The sequence below is a fragment of the Cupriavidus sp. genome (assembly GCF_057315035.1).
This window is the reverse complement of sequence record NZ_DBHKYV010000010.1, coordinates 83,800-102,557: the sequence shown is the minus strand read 5'-3', so window position 1 is coordinate 102,557 and position 18,758 is coordinate 83,800. Positions and strand designations below refer to the sequence as shown.

19 protein-coding genes are annotated in these 18,758 nt (G+C 63.7%); 18 read left to right on the top strand and 1 reads right to left on the bottom strand.

What is annotated here, in order from left to right; translation table 11 throughout:
• Positions 1-41: 41 nt before the first annotated feature.
• The 14 genes from ACO550_RS15260 (at position 42) to ACO550_RS15195 (ending at position 14,691) form a co-directional block, all read left to right on the top strand.
• Positions 42-347 carry a recombinase-like helix-turn-helix domain-containing protein gene (locus ACO550_RS15260; RefSeq protein ID WP_485994894.1) on the top strand — a complete coding sequence of 102 codons (306 nt, stop codon included), beginning with the start codon at positions 42-44 and terminating at the stop codon, positions 345-347.
• A 32-nt stretch (positions 348-379) separates the two neighbouring features.
• Positions 380-1,435, top strand: coding sequence for a Rieske 2Fe-2S domain-containing protein (locus tag ACO550_RS15255; protein WP_315592382.1), 1,056 nt, complete (start codon positions 380-382; stop codon positions 1,433-1,435).
• Complete coding sequence (locus ACO550_RS15250) at positions 1,428-2,198, top strand: SDR family oxidoreductase (protein WP_315592381.1); 771 nt, start codon at positions 1,428-1,430, stop codon at positions 2,196-2,198. The genes ACO550_RS15255 and ACO550_RS15250 overlap by 8 nt, the downstream gene beginning before the upstream one ends.
• Before the next feature lie 29 nt (positions 2,199-2,227).
• Positions 2,228-2,764, top strand: coding sequence for a cupin domain-containing protein (locus ACO550_RS15245; RefSeq protein WP_315592380.1), 537 nt, complete (start codon positions 2,228-2,230; stop codon positions 2,762-2,764).
• A 36-nt stretch (positions 2,765-2,800) separates the two neighbouring features.
• Positions 2,801-3,691, top strand: a complete 891-nt coding sequence (locus ACO550_RS15240) for an IclR family transcriptional regulator (protein ID WP_315592379.1) — start codon at positions 2,801-2,803, stop codon at positions 3,689-3,691.
• 14 nt (positions 3,692-3,705) lie between these two features.
• Complete coding sequence (locus ACO550_RS15235) at positions 3,706-4,509, top strand: SDR family oxidoreductase (RefSeq protein WP_315592378.1); 804 nt, start codon at positions 3,706-3,708, stop codon at positions 4,507-4,509.
• On the top strand, positions 4,502-6,199 hold the full coding sequence (locus ACO550_RS15230; RefSeq protein WP_315592377.1) for a thiamine pyrophosphate-binding protein: 1,698 nt from the start codon (positions 4,502-4,504) through the stop codon (positions 6,197-6,199). Before ACO550_RS15235 ends, ACO550_RS15230 begins: the two co-directional genes overlap by 8 nt.
• A 12-nt stretch (positions 6,200-6,211) precedes the next feature.
• Positions 6,212-7,018 carry an aspartate dehydrogenase gene (locus ACO550_RS15225; RefSeq protein WP_315592376.1) on the top strand — a complete coding sequence of 269 codons (807 nt, stop codon included), beginning with the start codon at positions 6,212-6,214 and terminating at the stop codon, positions 7,016-7,018.
• A gap of 37 nt (positions 7,019-7,055) precedes the next feature.
• Positions 7,056-8,531 carry an aldehyde dehydrogenase gene (locus tag ACO550_RS15220; protein ID WP_315592375.1) on the top strand — a complete coding sequence of 492 codons (1,476 nt, stop codon included), beginning with the start codon at positions 7,056-7,058 and terminating at the stop codon, positions 8,529-8,531.
• 38 nt (positions 8,532-8,569) lie between these two features.
• Positions 8,570-9,535, top strand: coding sequence for a VOC family protein (locus ACO550_RS15215; RefSeq protein ID WP_315592374.1), 966 nt, complete (start codon positions 8,570-8,572; stop codon positions 9,533-9,535).
• 68 nt (positions 9,536-9,603) lie between these two features.
• Complete coding sequence (locus ACO550_RS15210) at positions 9,604-10,560, top strand: PDR/VanB family oxidoreductase (protein WP_315592373.1); 957 nt, start codon at positions 9,604-9,606, stop codon at positions 10,558-10,560.
• 165 nt (positions 10,561-10,725) lie between these two features.
• Positions 10,726-12,162 (top strand): MFS transporter, encoded by a 1,437-nt coding sequence (locus ACO550_RS15205; protein WP_485994898.1) that lies wholly within the window; start codon positions 10,726-10,728, stop codon positions 12,160-12,162.
• Positions 12,163-12,290: 128 nt separating this feature from the next.
• Positions 12,291-13,892: a M20/M25/M40 family metallo-hydrolase gene (locus ACO550_RS15200; protein ID WP_315592371.1), complete on the top strand. Its 1,602-nt coding sequence runs from the start codon at positions 12,291-12,293 to the stop codon at positions 13,890-13,892.
• Between the two features lie 277 nt (positions 13,893-14,169).
• Positions 14,170-14,691, top strand: coding sequence for a hypothetical protein (locus tag ACO550_RS15195; protein WP_315592370.1), 522 nt, complete (start codon positions 14,170-14,172; stop codon positions 14,689-14,691).
• Positions 14,692-14,740: 49 nt separating this feature from the next.
• Here the strand turns inward: ACO550_RS15195 and ACO550_RS15190 are convergent, their stop codons facing one another.
• Entirely contained in the window at positions 14,741-15,262 is a 522-nt protein-coding gene (locus ACO550_RS15190) for a MarR family winged helix-turn-helix transcriptional regulator (protein WP_315592369.1), read from the bottom strand.
• A gap of 328 nt (positions 15,263-15,590) precedes the next feature.
• Here ACO550_RS15190 and ACO550_RS15185 point away from each other — a divergent pair, with 328 nt between their 5' ends.
• The 4 genes from ACO550_RS15185 to ACO550_RS15170 form a co-directional block, all read left to right on the top strand.
• Complete coding sequence (locus ACO550_RS15185; protein WP_315592368.1) at positions 15,591-16,412, top strand: IclR family transcriptional regulator domain-containing protein; 822 nt, start codon at positions 15,591-15,593, stop codon at positions 16,410-16,412.
• A gap of 31 nt (positions 16,413-16,443) precedes the next feature.
• Positions 16,444-17,463 (top strand): tripartite tricarboxylate transporter substrate binding protein, encoded by a 1,020-nt coding sequence (locus tag ACO550_RS15180; RefSeq protein WP_485994893.1) that lies wholly within the window; start codon positions 16,444-16,446, stop codon positions 17,461-17,463.
• 116 nt (positions 17,464-17,579) lie between these two features.
• Positions 17,580-18,020, top strand: a complete 441-nt coding sequence (locus ACO550_RS15175) for a (2Fe-2S)-binding protein (RefSeq protein ID WP_315592367.1) — start codon at positions 17,580-17,582, stop codon at positions 18,018-18,020.
• Positions 18,004-18,758 (top strand): molybdopterin cofactor-binding domain-containing protein (locus ACO550_RS15170; RefSeq protein ID WP_485994892.1); only part of this gene is annotated, 755 nt, incomplete at its 3' end. The genes ACO550_RS15175 and ACO550_RS15170, both read left to right, overlap by 17 nt.

The following is an 18,758-nucleotide window of genomic DNA, read 5'->3' as shown; positions in this document are numbered from 1 at the left end:
GCCAGCCGTCCCCCACACAGAAAGCCATGGAGCAAAGCGCAATGGAAAGCCTCGCGTACAACCCGAACCTGGTGCCCTGGGAGCGTCCCGCACCCAACAACGTTGCCGGCAAGGGTCATATCGAGAAGCCCGGCCATGTGACCAACATCGTCTGGCAAACGCGCGCCGCGGCGCCCACCGCCTACGAGAACGCATTGGGCGACGCGCTGGAAGCCGCTTTCGAAGCTGGCGCCAGGTCGCCGGAAGACATCGTGCGCGCATTCAACCGCACTGGCTTGCTGGCCGCCGACGGCCAGTCGTGGACCGAGGAACGCTTCCTCGCCGAAATGCGTCGCCTGGGCGCCTGAGCCGCCTGCAGCCAGTCAAGCGAGACACAGAAATGGAATCGAACAAGCAAGCACGCGCCGAAGCGCGCCTGAACACCGGATTGCGCAACTACTGGTACCCGGTGGCGGCCTCGTGGCAGGTTACGCACGCCCCCATCGGCATCACGCGCCTGAGCCAGAACATCGTGGTGTGGCGCGACAACGCCGGCCGCCTCAATGCCCTGGAAGATCGCTGCCCGCACCGTGGCGCGCGCCTGTCGATGGGCTGGAACCTTGGCGACCGCGTGGCCTGCTGGTACCACGGCGTGGAAGTCGGCGGCGATGGCCAGGTCAAGAGCGTGCCGGCCGTCGACAACTGCCCGCTGGAAGGCCGTACCTGCGTGCGTAGCTATCCGGTGGAAGAGCAGGCCGGCGCCATCTTCCTGTGGTTCGGTGATCGCGGGCCGACCGAAGCCGATGCGTTGCGCCTGCCCGAAGAACTGGTCGGCGAAGAGCACAGCAACTTCCTGTGCGTGGCGCACTGGGACTGCAATTACCGCTACGCGATCGACAACGTGATGGACCCGATGCACGGCGCCTATCTGCATGCGGTGTCGCATTCGATGGCCAGTGGCGAGAAATCCGCGGTGATGCAGGTCGTGGAAACCGAGCATGGCCTGGTGTTCGAGAAGACTGGCCAGCGTGGCGTGAACTTCGACTGGGTGGAGTTTGGCGAGACCGGCACGCAGTGGCTGCGCCTGTCGATTCCGTACCGCGACAAGGTTGGCCCTGGTGGTCCGTTCGGCATCGTTGGCATTGCCACGCCGGTTGACGAAGAACATTGCATGGTGTTCTTCTGGCGTACCCGTCAGGTACAAGGCTGGGAACGCGATGTGTGGCGCTTCCTGTATCGCAATCGTCTGGAAGGCCTGCACTGGGACGTACTCGAACAGGACCGCGTGGTACTGGAATCGATGGCACCGGGCGCCCGCGATCACGAGATGCTGTATGCCCACGATGCCGGCATCACCCGCGTGCGTCGTCTGCTGAAGCGCCGTGCCGACGCGGAAGTGGCAGAAGAACCGGTGGCCATGTTGCAACCGGTAGCCGGAGCCGCGACCCATGCCTGATGCGAAGTATGCCAATCTGCTGGCCGGCCGCAAGGTGCTGGTCACCGGCGCAGCACGCGGCCTGGGCCTGGCCTTTGCCACGGCCATCGCGGAAGCCGGTGGCAGCGTTGCCATGGCCGACATCCTGGCCGATCGCGTGAACGAATCGGCGGCAGGACTGCAGGCACGCGGTTTCAACGTGGTGCCGCTGGTACTGGACCTGAACGACCCCGCATCGGTGCAGGCCTGTGCCGATGCCGCCGTGGAAGCGCTCGGTGGGCTCGACGGGCTGGTCAACAACGGCGCGGTGACCGATTCGGGTGGCCGCGACCTGACCGCGCTCGACGTGGCCACATGGGACCGTGTGATGAACGTCAATGTGCGCGGCACCTGGTTGATGACCGCGGCGTGCACGCCGGCACTGCGTGCCAGTGGCCATGGTGCGGTGATCAACCTGGCATCCGATACACCGCTGTGGGGCGCACCGAACCTGCTGGCCTACGTGGCCAGCAAGAGCGCCATCATTGGCATGACCCGTTCGCTGGCGCGTGAACTTGGCGACGCCAATGTCACGGTCAACGCCGTGGCGCCGGGCCTGACGCTGGTGGAAGCCACCGAATACGTGCCGCAGCACCGGCACGACCTGTACCGCAACCAGCGTGCCATCCAGCGCGAACAGGTACCCGATGACGTCTGCGGCGCCGTGCTGTTCGCGCTGTCCGATCTTGCCCGCTTCGTGACCGGCCAGACGCTGGCGGTCAACGGCGGCTTTGTGATGCACTGAATCCCGCAATCCAATCCAGAGGAATCCAAATGAGCGATCTGTCGCAACAGCAAAACATCAAGCGCAGCTGGGAACAACCGGAAGACGCTTCGTTCGACCAGTGGATGGAATCGCGCGTTGCGCGTTTCAGCACGCGCCGCTACGACTGGGACGCGCTGAAGTTCCAGGCCGACTACGACCCGAAGTATCGTCGCGCGCAGATGCGCTACATGGGCACGGGCGGCACTGGTGTAGCGGCCGATGCCAACACGGTGCCGTCGGAACACTTCACGTTCTCGACCATGATCATTCCGGCTGGCCATGAAGGTCCGTCGCACCTGCACACCGATGTGGAAGAAGTGTTCTTCATCCTGCGCGGCAAGATCAAGCTGATCCTGGAAAAGGACGGCGAGCGCTTCGAGACCATCCTGACCGACCGTGACCTCGTATCGGTGCCGCCGGGCGTGTATCGCGAGGAGATCAACATCGGCGAGGAAGACGCGCTGATGTGCGTGATGCTCGGCGCCAAGAAGCCGATCACGCCGACGTATCCGCCCGAGCACCCGCTGACCAAGGTCAAGCGCTAAGCGCACGGTGAAATCCAACGATAGCCGAACCAGAGCATGAGCGCCAATCCAACCGCTGCCGTGGCCGACGCCACCGCGCCGACCGCCAACGCCGGGACCGACAACGATTCCCAGGACAAGTACATCGTCCCGGGACTCGAACGCGGCCTGCGCCTGTTGGCCGAATTCAGCGCGCGTGATCGCGTGCTGTCGGCCGCGGACCTGTCGCGCCGGCTCAACGTGCCGCGCTCGACCGTGTTCCGCCTGCTGGCCACGCTGGAAGCCACTGGCTATGTGGAGCGTGCCGATGGCGGTCGCGAGTATCGCCTTGGCCTGGCAGTGCTGCGGCTTGGCTTTGACTACCTGGCGTCGCTGGAATTGACCGAGCTTGGCGGACCGCTGCTGAACCGCCTGCGCGACGAGATCGAGTATCCGTGCAACCTCGTCGTGCGCGATGGCCGTTCGGTCGTGTATGTCGCCAAGGCCGCGGCGTCGCGCCCGTTCGCAAGCAACGTCAACGTGGGCGCACGGCTGCCGGCGCATGCCACGGTACTGGGGCACGTGTTGATGGAAGACCTCGATATCGCGCAACTTCGGGAGCTGTATCCGGAGCCGCAGTTGCAGGTCTACTCGGACAACACGCCGCGTACGGTGGAGACGCTGTTCGAGTTGGTGCAGCAGGTCCAGCAGCGCGGCTTTGTCGTGCAGGAAGGCTTCTTCGAAGCCAGTATTTCCACGATCGCGGCGCCGGTGCGCGACCGCACGGGCAAGGTGGTGGCGGCACTGGGCGCCACCATTCCGGCCTCGCGCCTGGCGCAGGACGAACTGGACCGGATGGTGGAAAAAGTCAGGGAAACGGCGGGCGAATTGTCGCGCCTGCTTGGCTACCGGCCTCATCGACGCCTCAAGGGCGCGCAGGGCAAGGTGGTTTCGATGTATCGCGAGTGAGGGGATAGAGGACGATGTCCATGATTGAACTCGACGGCAAGGTGGCCGTCGTAACCGGCGGTTCCTCCGGCATCGGGCTGGCCACGGTCGAACTGTTGCTGGAAGCCGGCGCGGCGGTAGCCATGTGCGGCCGTGACGAAGCGCGCCTGCGCAGTGCGGAGGCCGCCTTGCGCGACCGCTTTGCCGGTTGCCGCCTGTATGCCGCTCCATGCGATGTACTGAAGCCGGAGCAGGTCAACGCTTTCGCGGCCAATGTGGCCCGCGAACTCGGCAACGTCGACATGCTCGTCAACAACGCCGGACAAGGCCGCGTGTCGACGTTTGTGACGACCGAGGATGCGGCGTGGGTCGAGGAACTGCAACTGAAGTTCTTCTCGGTGATTCACCCCACGCGTGCGTTCCTGCCGCAACTCGAACAGTCGCAGCAGGGCGCGGTGGTCTGCGTGAACTCGTTGCTGGCAACGCAGCCGGAGCCGCATATGGTGGCCACCTCGGCCGCGCGGGCCGGCGTGCATAACCTCGTGCGCTCGCTGGCCACTGAATTCGCGCCAAAGGGTGTGCGGGTCAACGGCATCCTGATCGGCCTGGTGGAATCGGGCCAGTGGCGCCGCCGCTTCGAGGCGCGTCCTGAAGAGGATCGCGATCTGGACTGGACCGCGTGGACCGCGCGCCTGGCCAAACTGAAAAACATTCAACTGGGCCGTCTCGGCCTGCCGCAGGAAGCCGCACGCGCGATCCTGTTCCTTGCCTCGCCGTTGTCTTCGTACACCACGGGCAGCCATATCGATATTTCCGGAGGACTCTCCCGTCATGCGTAACGAGCAACAACAAGTCACCGTGGGCTGCGCCATTGCAGCCTTCCTGGAACAGTGCGGCGTCAAGGCTGCCTTCGGCGTGATCTCGATCCACAACATGCCCATCCTCGATGCGATGGGCGAACGTGGCAAGATCCGCTTCGTCCCGGCACGCGGCGAAGCCGGCGGCACCAACATGGCCGATGCGTACGCACGCACCACGGGCAGCCTCGGTGTATGCCTGACCAGCACGGGTACCGCCGCGGGCAACGCCGCTGGTGCGATGGTCGAGGCGCTGACGGCCGGCACGCCGCTGCTGCATATCACGGGCCAGATCGAGACGCCGTACCTCGACCAGAGCCTGGCCTATATCCACGAAGCGCCGGACCAGCTCACGATGCTGAAGGCCGTGTCGAAGGCCGCGTTCCGCATCCGCAGTGCCGATACCGCGATCTCGACCATCAAGCTCGCCGTACAGACCGCGCTGACCGCGCCGACCGGCCCCGTCAGCGTCGAGATTCCAATCGACATCCAGGCCGCGCTGATTCCGATGCCGAGCGACCTCAAGCCGCTGCCGGTGCCGCAGCACCAGCCTTCAACCCACGCGCTGGACGCGCTGGCAGAACGCCTGCTCAAGGCCAAGCGCCCGATGCTGTGGCTGGGCGGTGGCGCACGCCACGCCAGCAAGCAGGTCAAGCGCCTGATGGACATGGGCTTTGGCGTGGTGACGTCGACCCAGGGCCGCGGCATCGTGCCCGAGGACGATCCGCGTTCGCTGGGGGCCTATAACCTGCACAAGCCGGTGGAGACCTTCTACCAGACCTGCGATGCAATGGTGGTGGTGGGTTCGCGTCTGCGCGGCAACGAAACGTTGAAGTACGAACTGAAGCTGCCGCGCCCGCTGCTGCGCATAGATGCCGATCCGGCTTCGGAGGGCCGTTGCTACCAGAGCGACTATTTTGTCAGCGGCGATGCGGCACTTGCACTCGATGGCCTGGCCGATCGTCTCGAAGGCCGCATGCAGATCGATGGCGCTTTCGCAGCGGACTTGCGCCGTGCGCATGACGTGGCAGTGGGTGCGCTGGTCGACGGACTGGGCCCGTACAGCGCACTGGTGCAGGCGCTGCAGCAGGTCGTGGGCCGCAACTTCAACTGGGTGCGCGACGTGACCGTGTCGAACAGCACCTGGGGCAACCGTCATCTGCAAGTCTTTGACTCGCGTGCCGGCGTGCATGCGCTGGGCGGCGGTATTGGCCAGGGCCTGGCAATGGGTATCGGCGCCGCGGTGGGTGCCGCGGCAACCGCCTCGGGCAAGAAGACCTTCACGCTGGCTGGCGATGGCGGCTTCATCCTGAACCTGGGCGAGTTGGCCACGGCCGTGCAGGAACGTGCCGACATGGTCATCGTGCTGATGAATGACAAGGGCTATGGCGTGATCAAGAACATCCAGGATGCGCAGTACGGCGGCCGCCGTCACTACGTGGAGCTGCATACGCCCGACTATGCACAGTTGTGCCAGTCGCTGTCGCTGCGTCATCGCCGCGTCAGCAACCTGGACGAGATTGGCGCTGCGCTGGAAGACGCGACCGTGGAACAGGGTCCGTTCCTGCTCGAGATCGACATGCTGTCGATCGGCAGCTTCAAGACCGTGTTCGCCGGCCCGCCGGTCAACAAGCAGGCTCCGATTGCCAACACGGCGGCGGCAACGGCCTGAGGAGAGACGACCATGTTGCATGTGTCGATGGTGGGTTGCGGTGCGATTGGCCGCGGCGTGCTGGAACTGCTGAAGTCCGATCCGGACGTGGTGTTCGACGTAGTCATCGTGCCGGAAGGCACGATGGACGAGGCACGCGGTGCGTTGTCCGCGCTGGCGCCCAATGTGCGCGTGGCCACGCGGCTGACTGAAGGCGACCAGCGCCCCGACCTGCTGGTGGAATGCGCAGGGCACCACGCGCTGGAAGAGCACATCGTGCCGGCGCTCGAACGCGGCATTCCATGCATGGTGGTCTCGGTCGGCGCACTGTCCGAGCCGGGGCTGGCCGAGCGCCTGGAAGCAGCGGCACGCCGTGGCAACACGCAGGTGCAACTGCTGTCCGGTGCCATCGGTGCCATCGATGCACTGGCCGCCGCCCGCGTGGGCGGGCTCGACGAGGTCGTCTACACGGGCCGCAAGCCGGCCCGCGCCTGGACCGGCACGCCGGCTGCGCAACTGTTCGATCTCGATGCGCTGACCGAACCGACGGTGATCTTCGAGGGCACTGCGCGCGAAGCGGCACGGCTCTATCCGAAGAATGCCAACGTGGCAGCCACGGTATCGCTGGCCGGCCTGGGCCTGGACCGGACTTCGGTCAAGCTGCTCGCCGATCCATCGGCCGTAGAGAACGTCCACCACGTGGAAGCGCGCGGTGCATTCGGCGGCTTCGAACTGACCATGCGTGGCAAGCCACTGGCGGCCAACCCCAAGACATCCGCGCTGACCGTATTCAGCGTGGTGCGCGCACTCGGCAACCGCGCCCATGCGGTGTCGATCTGAAGCGCTAGAAACGCGAAAGTAAGCGAGAGAAACAGCAATGACGACGCAACCTGTGCTCCCGATCCTGATTGCCGGCGTTTGGCGCCTTGGCGGCGGCGACCGTTACGCAACACGCTACCCGGCAACGGGCGAAGTGGTGGCCGAACTGAATGCCGCAAGCCTGGCCGATGTGGAAGAGGCCATCGAGGGCGCCCACCGGGCATTTCGTACCACCGGCTGGGCCCAGCGCAAGCCGCATGAGCGCGCTGCCGTGCTGTATCGGGTGGCAGAGCTGATTCGTGCGAAATCGGAGGCGTTGGCCCAGCGCCAGCGCCTGGACAATGGCAAGCCGATCAGCGAGACCCGCGCGCTGGTAGCCAGCGCCGCCGGCACGTTCCAGTTCTTCGCCGCCGCGCTGGAAACGCTCGAGGAACAGATTACGCCGCAACGTGGCGACTGCCTGACCATGAGCGTCTACGAGCCGATGGGCGTGGTGGCGGCGATCACGCCGTGGAATTCGCCGATCGCCAGCGAAGCGCAGAAGATGGCACCCGCACTGGCCGCAGGCAATGCCGTGATCGTCAAGCCGGCCGAGGTCACGCCGCTGATGGCGCTGGAACTGGCTGCGATCTGCGAGGAAGCTGGTGTGCCGAAGGGCCTGATCAGCGTGCTGCCCGGCAAGGGCTCGGTCATCGGCGACGCGATCACCAAGCACCCGCTGGTGCGCCGCGTGTCGTTCACCGGTGGTACCACCACGGGCAAGCATATCGCGCACATTGCCGCTGAGAAGATGATGCCGGTATCGCTGGAACTGGGCGGCAAGTCGCCGACCATGGTGTTCGACGATGCCGACCTCGACCACGCGGTGAACGGGGTGCTCTACGGCATCTTCAGTTCGTCGGGCGAATCGTGCATCGCCGGTTCGCGCCTGTTCGTGGCGCGCTCGCAGTACGAGGCGTTCATCGACCGCCTTGCAGCGGGTGCCGCGAAGCTGCGCGTAGGCGATCCTGCCGACGAACGCACCCAGATGGGACCGCTGATCACCGATCGCCACCGCGACAGCATTGAATCGTATGTGGCCATTGGTGTGGAAGACGGTGGTCAGCTGCGTACCGGTGGCATTCGCCCCGACGTGGCGGGTCTGCCGAACGGCTACTTCTACACGCCGACGATCATCGAAGGCCTCGACAACAATGCCCGCATCTGCCAGGAGGAGATCTTCGGACCGGTGCTGGTGGCCATGCCGTTCGACGACGAGGACGACCTGATCGAACAGGCCAACGACAGCGTGTACGCGCTGGCCGCCGGCATCTGGACGCGCGACTACAAGCGCGCATGGCGCGTGGCACGATCCGTGCAAGCAGGCAATGTATGGATCAACACGTACAAGCAGTTCTCGATCGCCACGCCGTTTGGCGGCTGGCGCGATAGCGGCCTGGGTCGCGAGAAGGGACGACTGGGCATTCTGCAGTACATGGAACAGAAGGCCGTGTACTGGGGCCTGAACGAACAACCGCTGCCGTGGGCCAACTGAGGCCCGAGTCCATTGACAAGGCAGGACGGAGACTGGAAATGAAGGTATTGGGAATTGATGAGATCGTCTACGGCGCCGATGACTTTGATGCGTGCCGCGGCTTCTTCAGCGACTGGGGACTGACGATCAGGCGTGATGACGCTCAGGGTTTGGACTTCGAAACGCTGAATGGCTGCCGCGTGCTGGTGCGCAAGATCGGTGACAGCGCGCTGCCGCCGGCCATCGAGGATGGTCCGACGCTGCGCGAGGTGGTGTGGGGCGTGGACAACGAGGCGTCGTTGCGCGAGTTGCGCGAGGCGATTGGCAACGAAGCGACTTTCGTGTCGCTCGAGGATGGCGCACGCATTGGATGCACCGACCCGAACGGATTGGCCGTGCGCTTCCAGGTGTCGCGCAAGCATGACGTTCAGGTGGATTGCGCGGTGATGAACACGTGGAACGACAAGCCGCGCATGAACCAGCGCAGCCCGATCTACGAACGCGCGATCCCCATCGAAGTCGGGCACGTGGTGTTCTTCGTCAAGGATGTGAAGGCCACCGAACGCTTCTACATCGAGAAGTTCGGCTTCGTGCAATCCGACAACTACCCTGACCGCGGCGCGTTCCTGCGCTGCACGGCTGAAGGTGGTCACCACGATCTGTTCCTGCTGCAATTGCCGCATGGCAAGGCAGGTCTCAATCACGTGGCATTCACGGTGCGCGATATCCACGAGGTATTTGGCGGTGGCATGCATATGTCCCGCAAGAGCTGGGATACGCAACTCGGTCCGGGCCGTCATCCGATCTCGTCAGCGTATTTCTGGTATTTCAAGAATCCGGCCGGCGGCCTGATCGAGTACTACGCCGACGAGGACCAGCTCGACGCGCATTGGGAACCGCGTGAATTCGAGCCGGGACCGACGATGTTTGCCGAATGGGCGATCGAAGGCGGCATCGATGGCAATACCCGCCGGCAGAAGAATGCCGGTGGACCGGAAGGCAAGTTCCTGACGGAAAAGCGCTAAGTATCGGATTCTAGGTCCAAGGTTCAAGCATTAGCATCAGCATCAAGCATTACGAGAAGGAAGCCGTCATGAGTGCGAGCCAATCTTTGACACTGCGCGTGCAGGCCATGCGCTTCGAGGCGCGCGGTGTTGTCAGCATCGAACTGCGCGATCCCGACGGGGCACAGTTGCCCGAATTTGCGCCGGGTGCGCATATCGACCTGCACCTGGCGAATGGCCTGGTGCGCAGTTACTCGCTGTGCGGCGCCCCGGAGCAGCGTGACCGCTATACCGTGGGCGTGCTCCAGGATCGCAACAGCCGCGGTGGATCGCGCTTCGTGCACGAGCAGTTGCGCGTGGGTACCACGCTGGCCGTGGCGGCACCGCGTAACCACTTCGCACTTGATGAGGATGCCGCGCATACGGTGCTGGTGGCTGGCGGCATCGGCGTGACGCCGATCGTCTGCATGGCCCGGCGCCTGGCGGAGCGTGGCCGTTCGTTCACGCTGCTCTATTGCGCCCGTTCGCGCACGGAGGCCGCCTTTGTCGAACAACTGTCGGCGTACGGCGATGCGGTGCGCTTTCATTTCGACGATGAAGCGGGCGTGCCGCCCGATCTGAAGGCGATGCTGGCGGGGCAGGACGAGACCACGCACTTCTATTGCTGTGGACCCGGTCCGATGCTCAACGCCTTCGAGGCCGCCTGTGAGACCCACGGTTACCCGAACGTGCATATCGAGCGCTTTGCCGCCGACCCGGCCACCGAAGCGGTGCAGGAAGGCGAATACAGCGTCACGTTGCAGCGTACCGGCGCGCAGGTGCGGGTGCCTGCGGGCAAGTCGCTGCTCGATGCGCTGCTGGAATCGGGCGTGCAGGTCGAGTACAGTTGTCGCGAAGGCGTGTGCGGATCGTGCGAAACGGCGGTGATCGAGGGATGCCCCGATCATCGTGACAGCGTGCTCAGCAACAGCGAGCGTGCCTCCAACAAGACGATGATGGTTTGCGTATCCGGGTGCAAGGGTCAGCGCCTGGTACTGGACCTCTGACGAACCACGCTGCGCCATGCCAGGCGCGGCACCGAAGTCTGCCCGCCATCATGGCAGAGCCGCACGTGCTGACACACGACGCAAGCGGCCGCGCGGGTGCCTGCCCCTCACGATTTCCGTATAGAGATACCCGTGTTGATTCAGAGACAAGATCCCGCGCCCGCAATGCAGGGTGCGCAGGCGGCCACAGTGGCCTATGGTGGTGCTGCAGGCGGTGATGCCGCCGTGCGCGCCGATTCCAATGCGGCCACGCAGGTGACGCGCGGCCAGATCATTGCGCGCATCGAACGCATGCCCGGCAACATGATGCATGTGCGGGCTCGCCTGCTGATCGGGCTGGCCACGTTTTTCGACGGCTTCGACGTGATCGCGATTGCCGCCACGCTGCCTTTGCTGATTGGCAAGTGGTCGCTGTCGCCGGGCCAGGTCGGACTGCTGATTGCCGCGCCATCGGTTGGCCAGCTGGTTGGTGCGTTGCTGTTTCCCGCATTGGCGGAGCGCTTTGGCCGGCTACGCTCGATAGGCTGGAGCGCCGGCATCATCGGGCTGATGAGTCTGGCGTGCGGCTTTGCACCGTCGTTCGAGATTTTCCTGCTGTTGCGTATCGTGCAGGGCCTCGGACTGGGTGGCGAGTTGCCGGTGGCGGCCACCTATATCAACGAGGTGACACGCGCGCATGGCCGTGGCAGGTTTGTGCTGCTGTACGAGATCGTATTCCCGATTGGCCTGATGGTGTCGAATGCGCTGGGTGCCGTACTGGTGCCGCGCTACGGCTGGGAAGTCATGTACTTCCTCGGCGGGGCGCCACTGGTGCTGTTCTTCATCCTGCGCCGCCTGATTCCCGAGTCGCCGCGCTGGCTGGCGGAGAAAGGCCAGCTCGCCGAAGCCGATGACGCGCTGCGCCGCTTCGAAGCGCGTGCGAAGCAGCCGCTTGAGCCGGTGGGCGATACCGCAAGGTTCGACGCCATGGGTGCAAAACATCCGCGTCGCCGCGTCCGTGATCTGGTTGGCCGCGCCTATCTTGGCCGCACGCTCGCCGTGTGGATGCTGTGGGCAACCTGCGGGTTTATCCAGTATGGATTGTCGACGTGGCTGCCAACCGTCTACAAGACGATCTACCATGCGCCGCTGCAACTGGCGCTGAACCTGGCGGCGGGAGCCTCGGTGCTGGGCGTGGTGGGTTCCCTGGTCTGCGCGCTGGTGGTTGACAAGGTGGGCCGCAAGCCAGTGATCAATGTGTCGTTCGTGCTGTGCGCGGTATCGTTGATCCTGGCCGGCGTGTTCCATGCGTCGTCGGTCTATGTCGTGGCCACGTTCTGCGCCCTGGCCATGGGTTTCCTGGCCAGCGGCTTCATTACGGCCTATGTCTATACGCCGGAGCTGTATCCGACCAGCATCCGCGCCATGGGTTGCGGGCTTGGTGGCGCATGGCTCAAGGTGTCGGCCATCTTCGCGCCAGGCATCATCGCGTCGACGATCGGCACAGGCAACCTGAGCATGGCGTTCTACTGGCTGGCCGTCGTGCCGTTGCTCGCGGCGGTCACGGTGTACTTCCTTGGCATCGAGACCAAGGGGCAGGTGCTGGAAGAACTGGAGATCTGAGCGACTGACGTACCAGACGTAGTCGTTGGCCCCGCCACCGTCTTTCCCGGTGTGCGGGGCTTTTTTGTTGGCGCCATCTGCGGCCATAATGTGCGGATCTGACCAACCATCCATCCATCGAGGAAGACATGCCCATCACATCGGCACCCATCGTTCGCCCTGGCAAGCTCGCGCATCTGATCCGGTCCGCCCTGGCTGCGTCGGTGGCAACCGTATGCTTTGGCGGCACGGCAAGCGCTGCCGTGCTGGATCGGGCCCAGCTCGAACAGGCAGCCGATCGTGCCGCGACAGGTAGCTATCGCGAGTGGGTGGATCTGCTGGCCATTCCGAACGACGCTACCGTGCCGGCCGATATCCAGAAGAATGTCGACTGGCTGGTCAAGGCATTCGGCCGCCGGGGCTTCCAGGCCCGACCGCTGGCGAATGGCGACAAGCCGATGGTCTATGCGGAGTACACCGCCCCCGGTGGGGAGGGCGCCGCTACACGCAAGACCATCCTGTTCTACATGCACCTTGACGGCCAGTCGGTCACGCCGTCGCAGTGGGCCCAGAAAAGTCCTTGGGAGGCCACGCTCAAGGCCCGCACCAGCGACGGCAAGTGGGAAGCCCTGCCGCTAGACAAGCTTTATGGTGGGAGCGTCGATCCGGAATGGCGGTTGTTCGGACGTTCGTCGTCGGACGACAAGGGTCCCATCGTCATGTTCCTGGCTGCTTTCGATGCGCTCAGGTCGGCCGGGATCGAGCCAGGCGTGAATGTCAAGGTTCTGCTCGACTCCGAAGAGGAGAAGGGTTCTCCGTCGCTCGGGCAGGTTATCGCGCAGAACCTGTCTTTGCTTCGCAACGATGGCATGGTCATCTTCGATGGGCCGATGCACCAGAGCAACCAGCCAACGCTGGTGTTTGGCAATCGTGGCATCCAGTTGGTACAACTGAAGGTATTTGGTGCCACCCAGGGCTTGCATAGTGGCCACTACGGCAACTACTCCGCGAATCCGGTGCAACGCATGGCGAGTCTGCTAGCCTCCATGAAGGACGACAATGGTCGCGTCAGGATCCCGGGCTACTACACGCCGGTCAAGCTCGACGACCGCGCGCGCAAGATCATGGCTGCCGTGCCGGACGACGAAGGCGCGCTCAAGCGCAGGTTGGGCATTGCCACCAGCGAGAAGGTTGGCGCCAACTACCAGGAAGCGATGCAGTACCCAAGCCTGAACGTGCGCGGCATTGTGGCGGGCGACGTCGGCGCGAAGGCTCGCACGATCATTCCCGAGGTGGCGACGGCGGATATCGATATCCGTACCGTGCCGGAGACCAGCCCCGAAAACCTGGTGGCACTGCTGAAGGCGCATATCGAGAAACAGGGCTATCACCTGGTAAATGGGGAGCCGACTGCCGAGGAGCGGGCGCGCTATACGAAGCTGGCATCGCTGACGGCGGACGAAGCATCGGCTTCCAGTTCCGCCGCACGCACGGACCTGAATGCCCCGATCAGCCAGTGGCTGCGGCGCGTCATGGAGGCGACGTACGGGAAGGCGCCCGTGCAGATCCGGATGATGGGCGGCACGGTGCCGACAGGCGCCGCGGTGCAGGCGCTGAAGTCGCCATTTGTGATCGTGCCGCTGGTCAACGCCGATAACAATCAGCATAGCTTCGACGAGAACATGCGGCTTGGCAACTATCGGGACGGCATTCGCACGGTCATGGGAATTCTGCAGACGCCGTTCAACTGATTGGTTGGCCGCGGCTCCTTCCGGGGCCTTCAGATTCGACTTGGCGTATCCCTCGATGAGAGGACTCTGATTTTCGCTATCTCAGGCCCAACGCGATGTTGCTTTGCCATTGAACCCTGTATGGTGCGATTTGCGGTCCCGACTACCTTTGATGTTTTTTTTAAGGGGAGAGGGTGCAATTCAAACAAGCTGAAGAACAGAGGGGTCAAACATGGCAATAGCCGTTGCTGGAGATTCGTGGGGGGAGGTGCGGTCGCGGCATGGAGGCCGGGTACATGTGTTCAAAACCGTCCGCCCTGTTCGTCGTGGCGGCGCGAAGGCGCAGGTTAGGGAGCCGTGTCTTGGGGCAGGCAATGGCACTGCGGGAGGAGAGGGGGCCCGTCCCCCTGGCAATGTGCCAGACTGGCGCACGCTTGGTCTGGTCGGAAGCGGCGTTGCTTTTGTGTTCTCCGTCCTCGTGTTCGTCAACATGTCGACCGATGACAATCTTGCGGGCGTAACCCAGGCTGTACTGAGTGTGGACAAGCGTGTCGATCGCCTGGAAGTTGTCGCCGAGAGGACCGATCAGCGCCTGGACAAAATTGAATCTCGAATCGAGGTCATTGACGAGAAACTTCGCGTCATGGACAAGAGGCTCGATGGCATGGACAAAAGGCTCGACGGCATGGACAAGAAGCTCGAGGACATGGGTAACAAGCTCAATGACATGGGCAACAAGCTCAATGACATGGGTAACAAGCTCAATGACATGGGTAACAAGCTCGATCGCGTGCTCGGTCTGGTCGCCGAGCGTCGATGACCTGTGCGGCAATGCCGAGCCTGCTCCCGAGGCTGGCGTGTACGGCCAATTATTCCTTGCCTGCTCCTGTGCAAATGCCATGCAGTTTGCGCAGGCCCGTATAGAGGCCGTGCCGCTCCTCCGGTGTCAGCAACCGGATCACCGATGCCTGTCCACGCCTTGCCAATGGAATCACTTGCGCATGCAAGGCCGCGCCTGCCTCGCTGATCTTGCAGGCCAGTCGTTTGCGCGGCGTGGTGCCTTCCGATTCGAGTGTTACCAGCCCCCTGTCTTCCAGTAGTCGCAGCGTCCGGCTGACCAGTGCCTTATCCGAAGTCGATTGCTTGACGAGTTCCGCGAACGACATCGGCTCACCATGAGCCAGCAGTGCCAGGATGCGCCATTCCGGGACGGTGAGGTCGAACTGCGTGGCGTACGGCTCGGTAACGCTGCTGCGCAGGGCGGTGACCAACTGGCTCAGCATCGTGGTCAGGAAGTCATTGACGGTCAGGTCGGTGCCGGCCTCATCGAGATTTGACCAGGGATCGCCGCCCTCGGCGGCGACAGGAGCAATACGGGGTGTGCTGGACATGGCGGGGCGAAAAGAAGAGATGCCGAAAATAAGGCAGGAAACCGGTCGCGATTGTCTCATATCGCTTGTTGTTCGCAACTTTGTGCTGAACCGGCGCGGCTTCCCATTGGCGGTGAATTGTCAATTGGTGTTTTGCTTAAGTTGAGCAATCAACTAAGTCCACCTACATTGAATCCGTTCCTGATGTGAATCTAGGTTTCATATATAAAACACATCTGCTAGTGTTTCGATTGCAGTGGTGCGCCTTGTGCGCATCTGGCGGCACGAAGCATGTTATATCGATCCGTTGCCGTTGACTGGCAAACCGAACATCAAGCAGAGAGAGACCATGAGCAAGGACACTCCCGTAGAGGAGACACAGGACAAGTACATCGTGCCGGGCCTGGAGCGGGGCTTGCGACTGCTGGGGGAATTCAGCAGCAAGGACCGCACGTTGTCGGCGGCGGAACTGGCGAGGCGGCTGCAGGTGCCGCGCTCGACAGTATTCCGGTTACTCGCCACGCTGGAAATGATGGGTTTTGTCGAGCGCACGGATGGTGGCCGGGAATTTCGCCTGGGCATGGCCGTGCTGCGACTGGGGTTCGATTACCTTGCGTCGCTTGAATTGACTGAGTTGGGCCGCCCGCTGCTGGACCGCCTGCGCGACGAGATTCACTACCCGTGCAACCTCGTGGTGCGCGATGGCAGGTCGATCGTGTATGTGGCCAAGTCGGTAGCCGAGCGGCCATTCACGAGCACGGTCAACGTGGGCACGCGCCTTCCGGCACATGCCACGGTGCTGGGCCGGGTTTTGCTGGAAGACCTGACGCTGGGCGAATTGCGCGAACTGTATCCGGAGCCACGACTGGAAGTGTTTTCGGAAAGTACGCCGCGCACGGTGGAAGAGTTATACGAGATGGTGCAACGCGACCGCCAGCGAGGCTACGTGCTGCACGAAGGCTTCTTCGAGGCCAGCATCTCGACAATTGCCGCGCCGGTGCGTGATCGCACCACGCGGGTGGTGGCCGCGCTCGGCGCGACCATTCCGGCGGCACGGATCGATCCGGCACTGCTCGATCCAATGGTGGAAAAGGTGCGCGAGTCGGCAGCGGAGTTGTCGCGCTTGCTCGATTACCGGCCAGGCCTTGGCGGCAGGGTGGCTGGCAAATAGGATAGCCGCGCTCACTAAAGGCAGGTAGATCATGCAGGACGGCAACCACCTCAGAACCCGGCGCAAGGCCCAGCAATGGCTGCGCGTTGCGGTTGCCATTGCAAGCGTCGCCGGCATGGCGATGAGCGGTGCGGTGCAGGCCGCCGCAGCGTGTGCCACGGTGCGCATCGTGGTGCCGTTTCCTGCCGGTGGCGCTGCCGACCAGCTCGCACGGACCGTATCGCAGGGCCTGCAGCCGCGACAGGGCACCACGATCGTCGTCGACAACAAACCTGGCGCCAACGGCAATATCGGTATCGATGCGGTGCGCCGTGCGGCCGGTGATGGCTGCACCTGGCTCGTGGTGCCGGCCGGCAACCTGACGATCAACCCCACGCTGTTTCCGGCGCTGTCCTATCAGGTGGCCCGCGATTTCCGACCGGTGTCGCTGCTGGCAAGTTCGCCCAATATCCTGGCCGTGCATCCATCGGTAAAGGCGCGCAATGTGCCGGAACTCGTAGCCCTGGCAAAACAGGCGGACCAGAACCGGGCGCCAATGGGCTATGCGAGCCCTGGCGTTGGCAGCGGCCTGCATCTGGCTGGCGAACTGTTCCATAACAAGGCCGGTGTCGGCATGCTGCACGTCCCGTACAAGGGCACCACGCAAGCCGTGAACGACGTGGTGGGCGGTCAGGTGCCGGTGCTGTTCGGTACATGGCCGACGCTGGCACCGTTTATCCAGTCCGGTGCACTGCGCGCGATTGCTGTCACGCAGTCGAAGCGCTCGCCGGCGGCGCCCGATGTACCGTCGCTGGCGGAGCAAGGCATGCCCGGCATCGACGTCAGCTCATGGTACGCACTGCTGGTTCCGTCGGCCACGCCGAAGCCGCTGGCCGATGCGTTGTCCGCAGATATCCATGCGTTGTTCACCACACCACGTGTGCGCGACGATCTGCAACGCCAGGGCCTCGAGCCCGTGGCGAGTACCCCTGAAGCGCTGGCCGTGCGAATCCGCGATGAAACCGCGGCGTGGGCCACCCTGATCCGCACGTACCACATCACGGCGGAATAGTCCCGGCGCCCTGGCGGCGCACTCCTTGAACCGGTTTACCCGAGTTGTACCTGGCCGCACTCCGCACCGTGCAGGGAGGCGTGCGGCCGTCATTTTCTTGCACAAGCGAGGCAACCATGGACTTTGTGTTGAACGGAAAAGCGACCCGCTTCGACGGCGATGGCGATACGCCGCTGCTGTGGGTGATTCGCGACGATGCCGGCCTGACCGGCACCAAGTACGGCTGTGGCATCGGCGCCTGTGGGGCCTGCACGGTCCATGTCGACGGACATGCGCAGCGGTCCTGCGTCACGCCGGTTTCGACCGTGGCCGGCCGTAACGTGACGACCATCGAAGGGCTGTCACCCGACCGCTCGTCGAAGGTGCAGAAAGCATGGATCGCCAAGGATGTGCCGCAGTGCGGCTACTGCCAGTCGGGCATGGTGATGGCCGTCAGTGCATTGCTGAAGCAGAACCCGCATCCGACAGACAAGGACATTGACGCAGCGGTCAGCAATCTGTGTCGCTGCGCCACCTATCACCGTATTCGGGAGGCCGTTCATGCCGCAGCAAAATGAGTTGCTGATGAGCCCGTCACGTCGCGGCTTTCTCAAGGGTGGCGCGGCGCTGGCTGGTGCCTTGTGCATTCCGCTGCCGGTGCTGGCGAATCGCACGGTCGACAGCGGCGCGCACGGTACCAATGAAATCACCGACTGGATCTGGATCGAGCCAAGCGGCAAGGTCACGCTCGGGCTGTCGCAATGCGAGTGCGGACAAGGCGTGTACACCGGCATGCCGCAGGTACTGGCCGATGAACTCGATGCCGACTGGCAGGCCATTACCGTGACCTTTGTCACGGGACGCGATGCGTATCGCACCGGTGCCGCCTACGAAGAACCGCAGCAGTTCGTTGGCGCATCGATGTCGGCTACGCTGTTCTATCAGCGCCTGCGTATCGCCGGAGCGCAGGCGCGCGAGGTGCTGACGCAGGTTGCGGCCAAACGCATGCAGGTGCGTGCCGGCCAGTGCCATACCGAAAAGGGGCGCGTCTACCATGGCGCCACCGGGCGTTCGCTGGGCTACGGAGAGTTGGCCGAGGAAGCCGCCAAGCTGCCGCTGAACCCGGCGCCACGCCTGAAGAACGAGGCGGCGCACAAGCTGATCGGCAAGGACTTGCAGCGGCTGGATACGCCGGCAAAGGTTGACGGCTCCGCCGAGTTTGGTATCGACGTACGCGTGCCGGGCATGCTCTATGGAGCGTTGAAGATGCCGCCCACGGTGACCGGCAAGGTTGCCGGTATCAGGAATGCCGATAC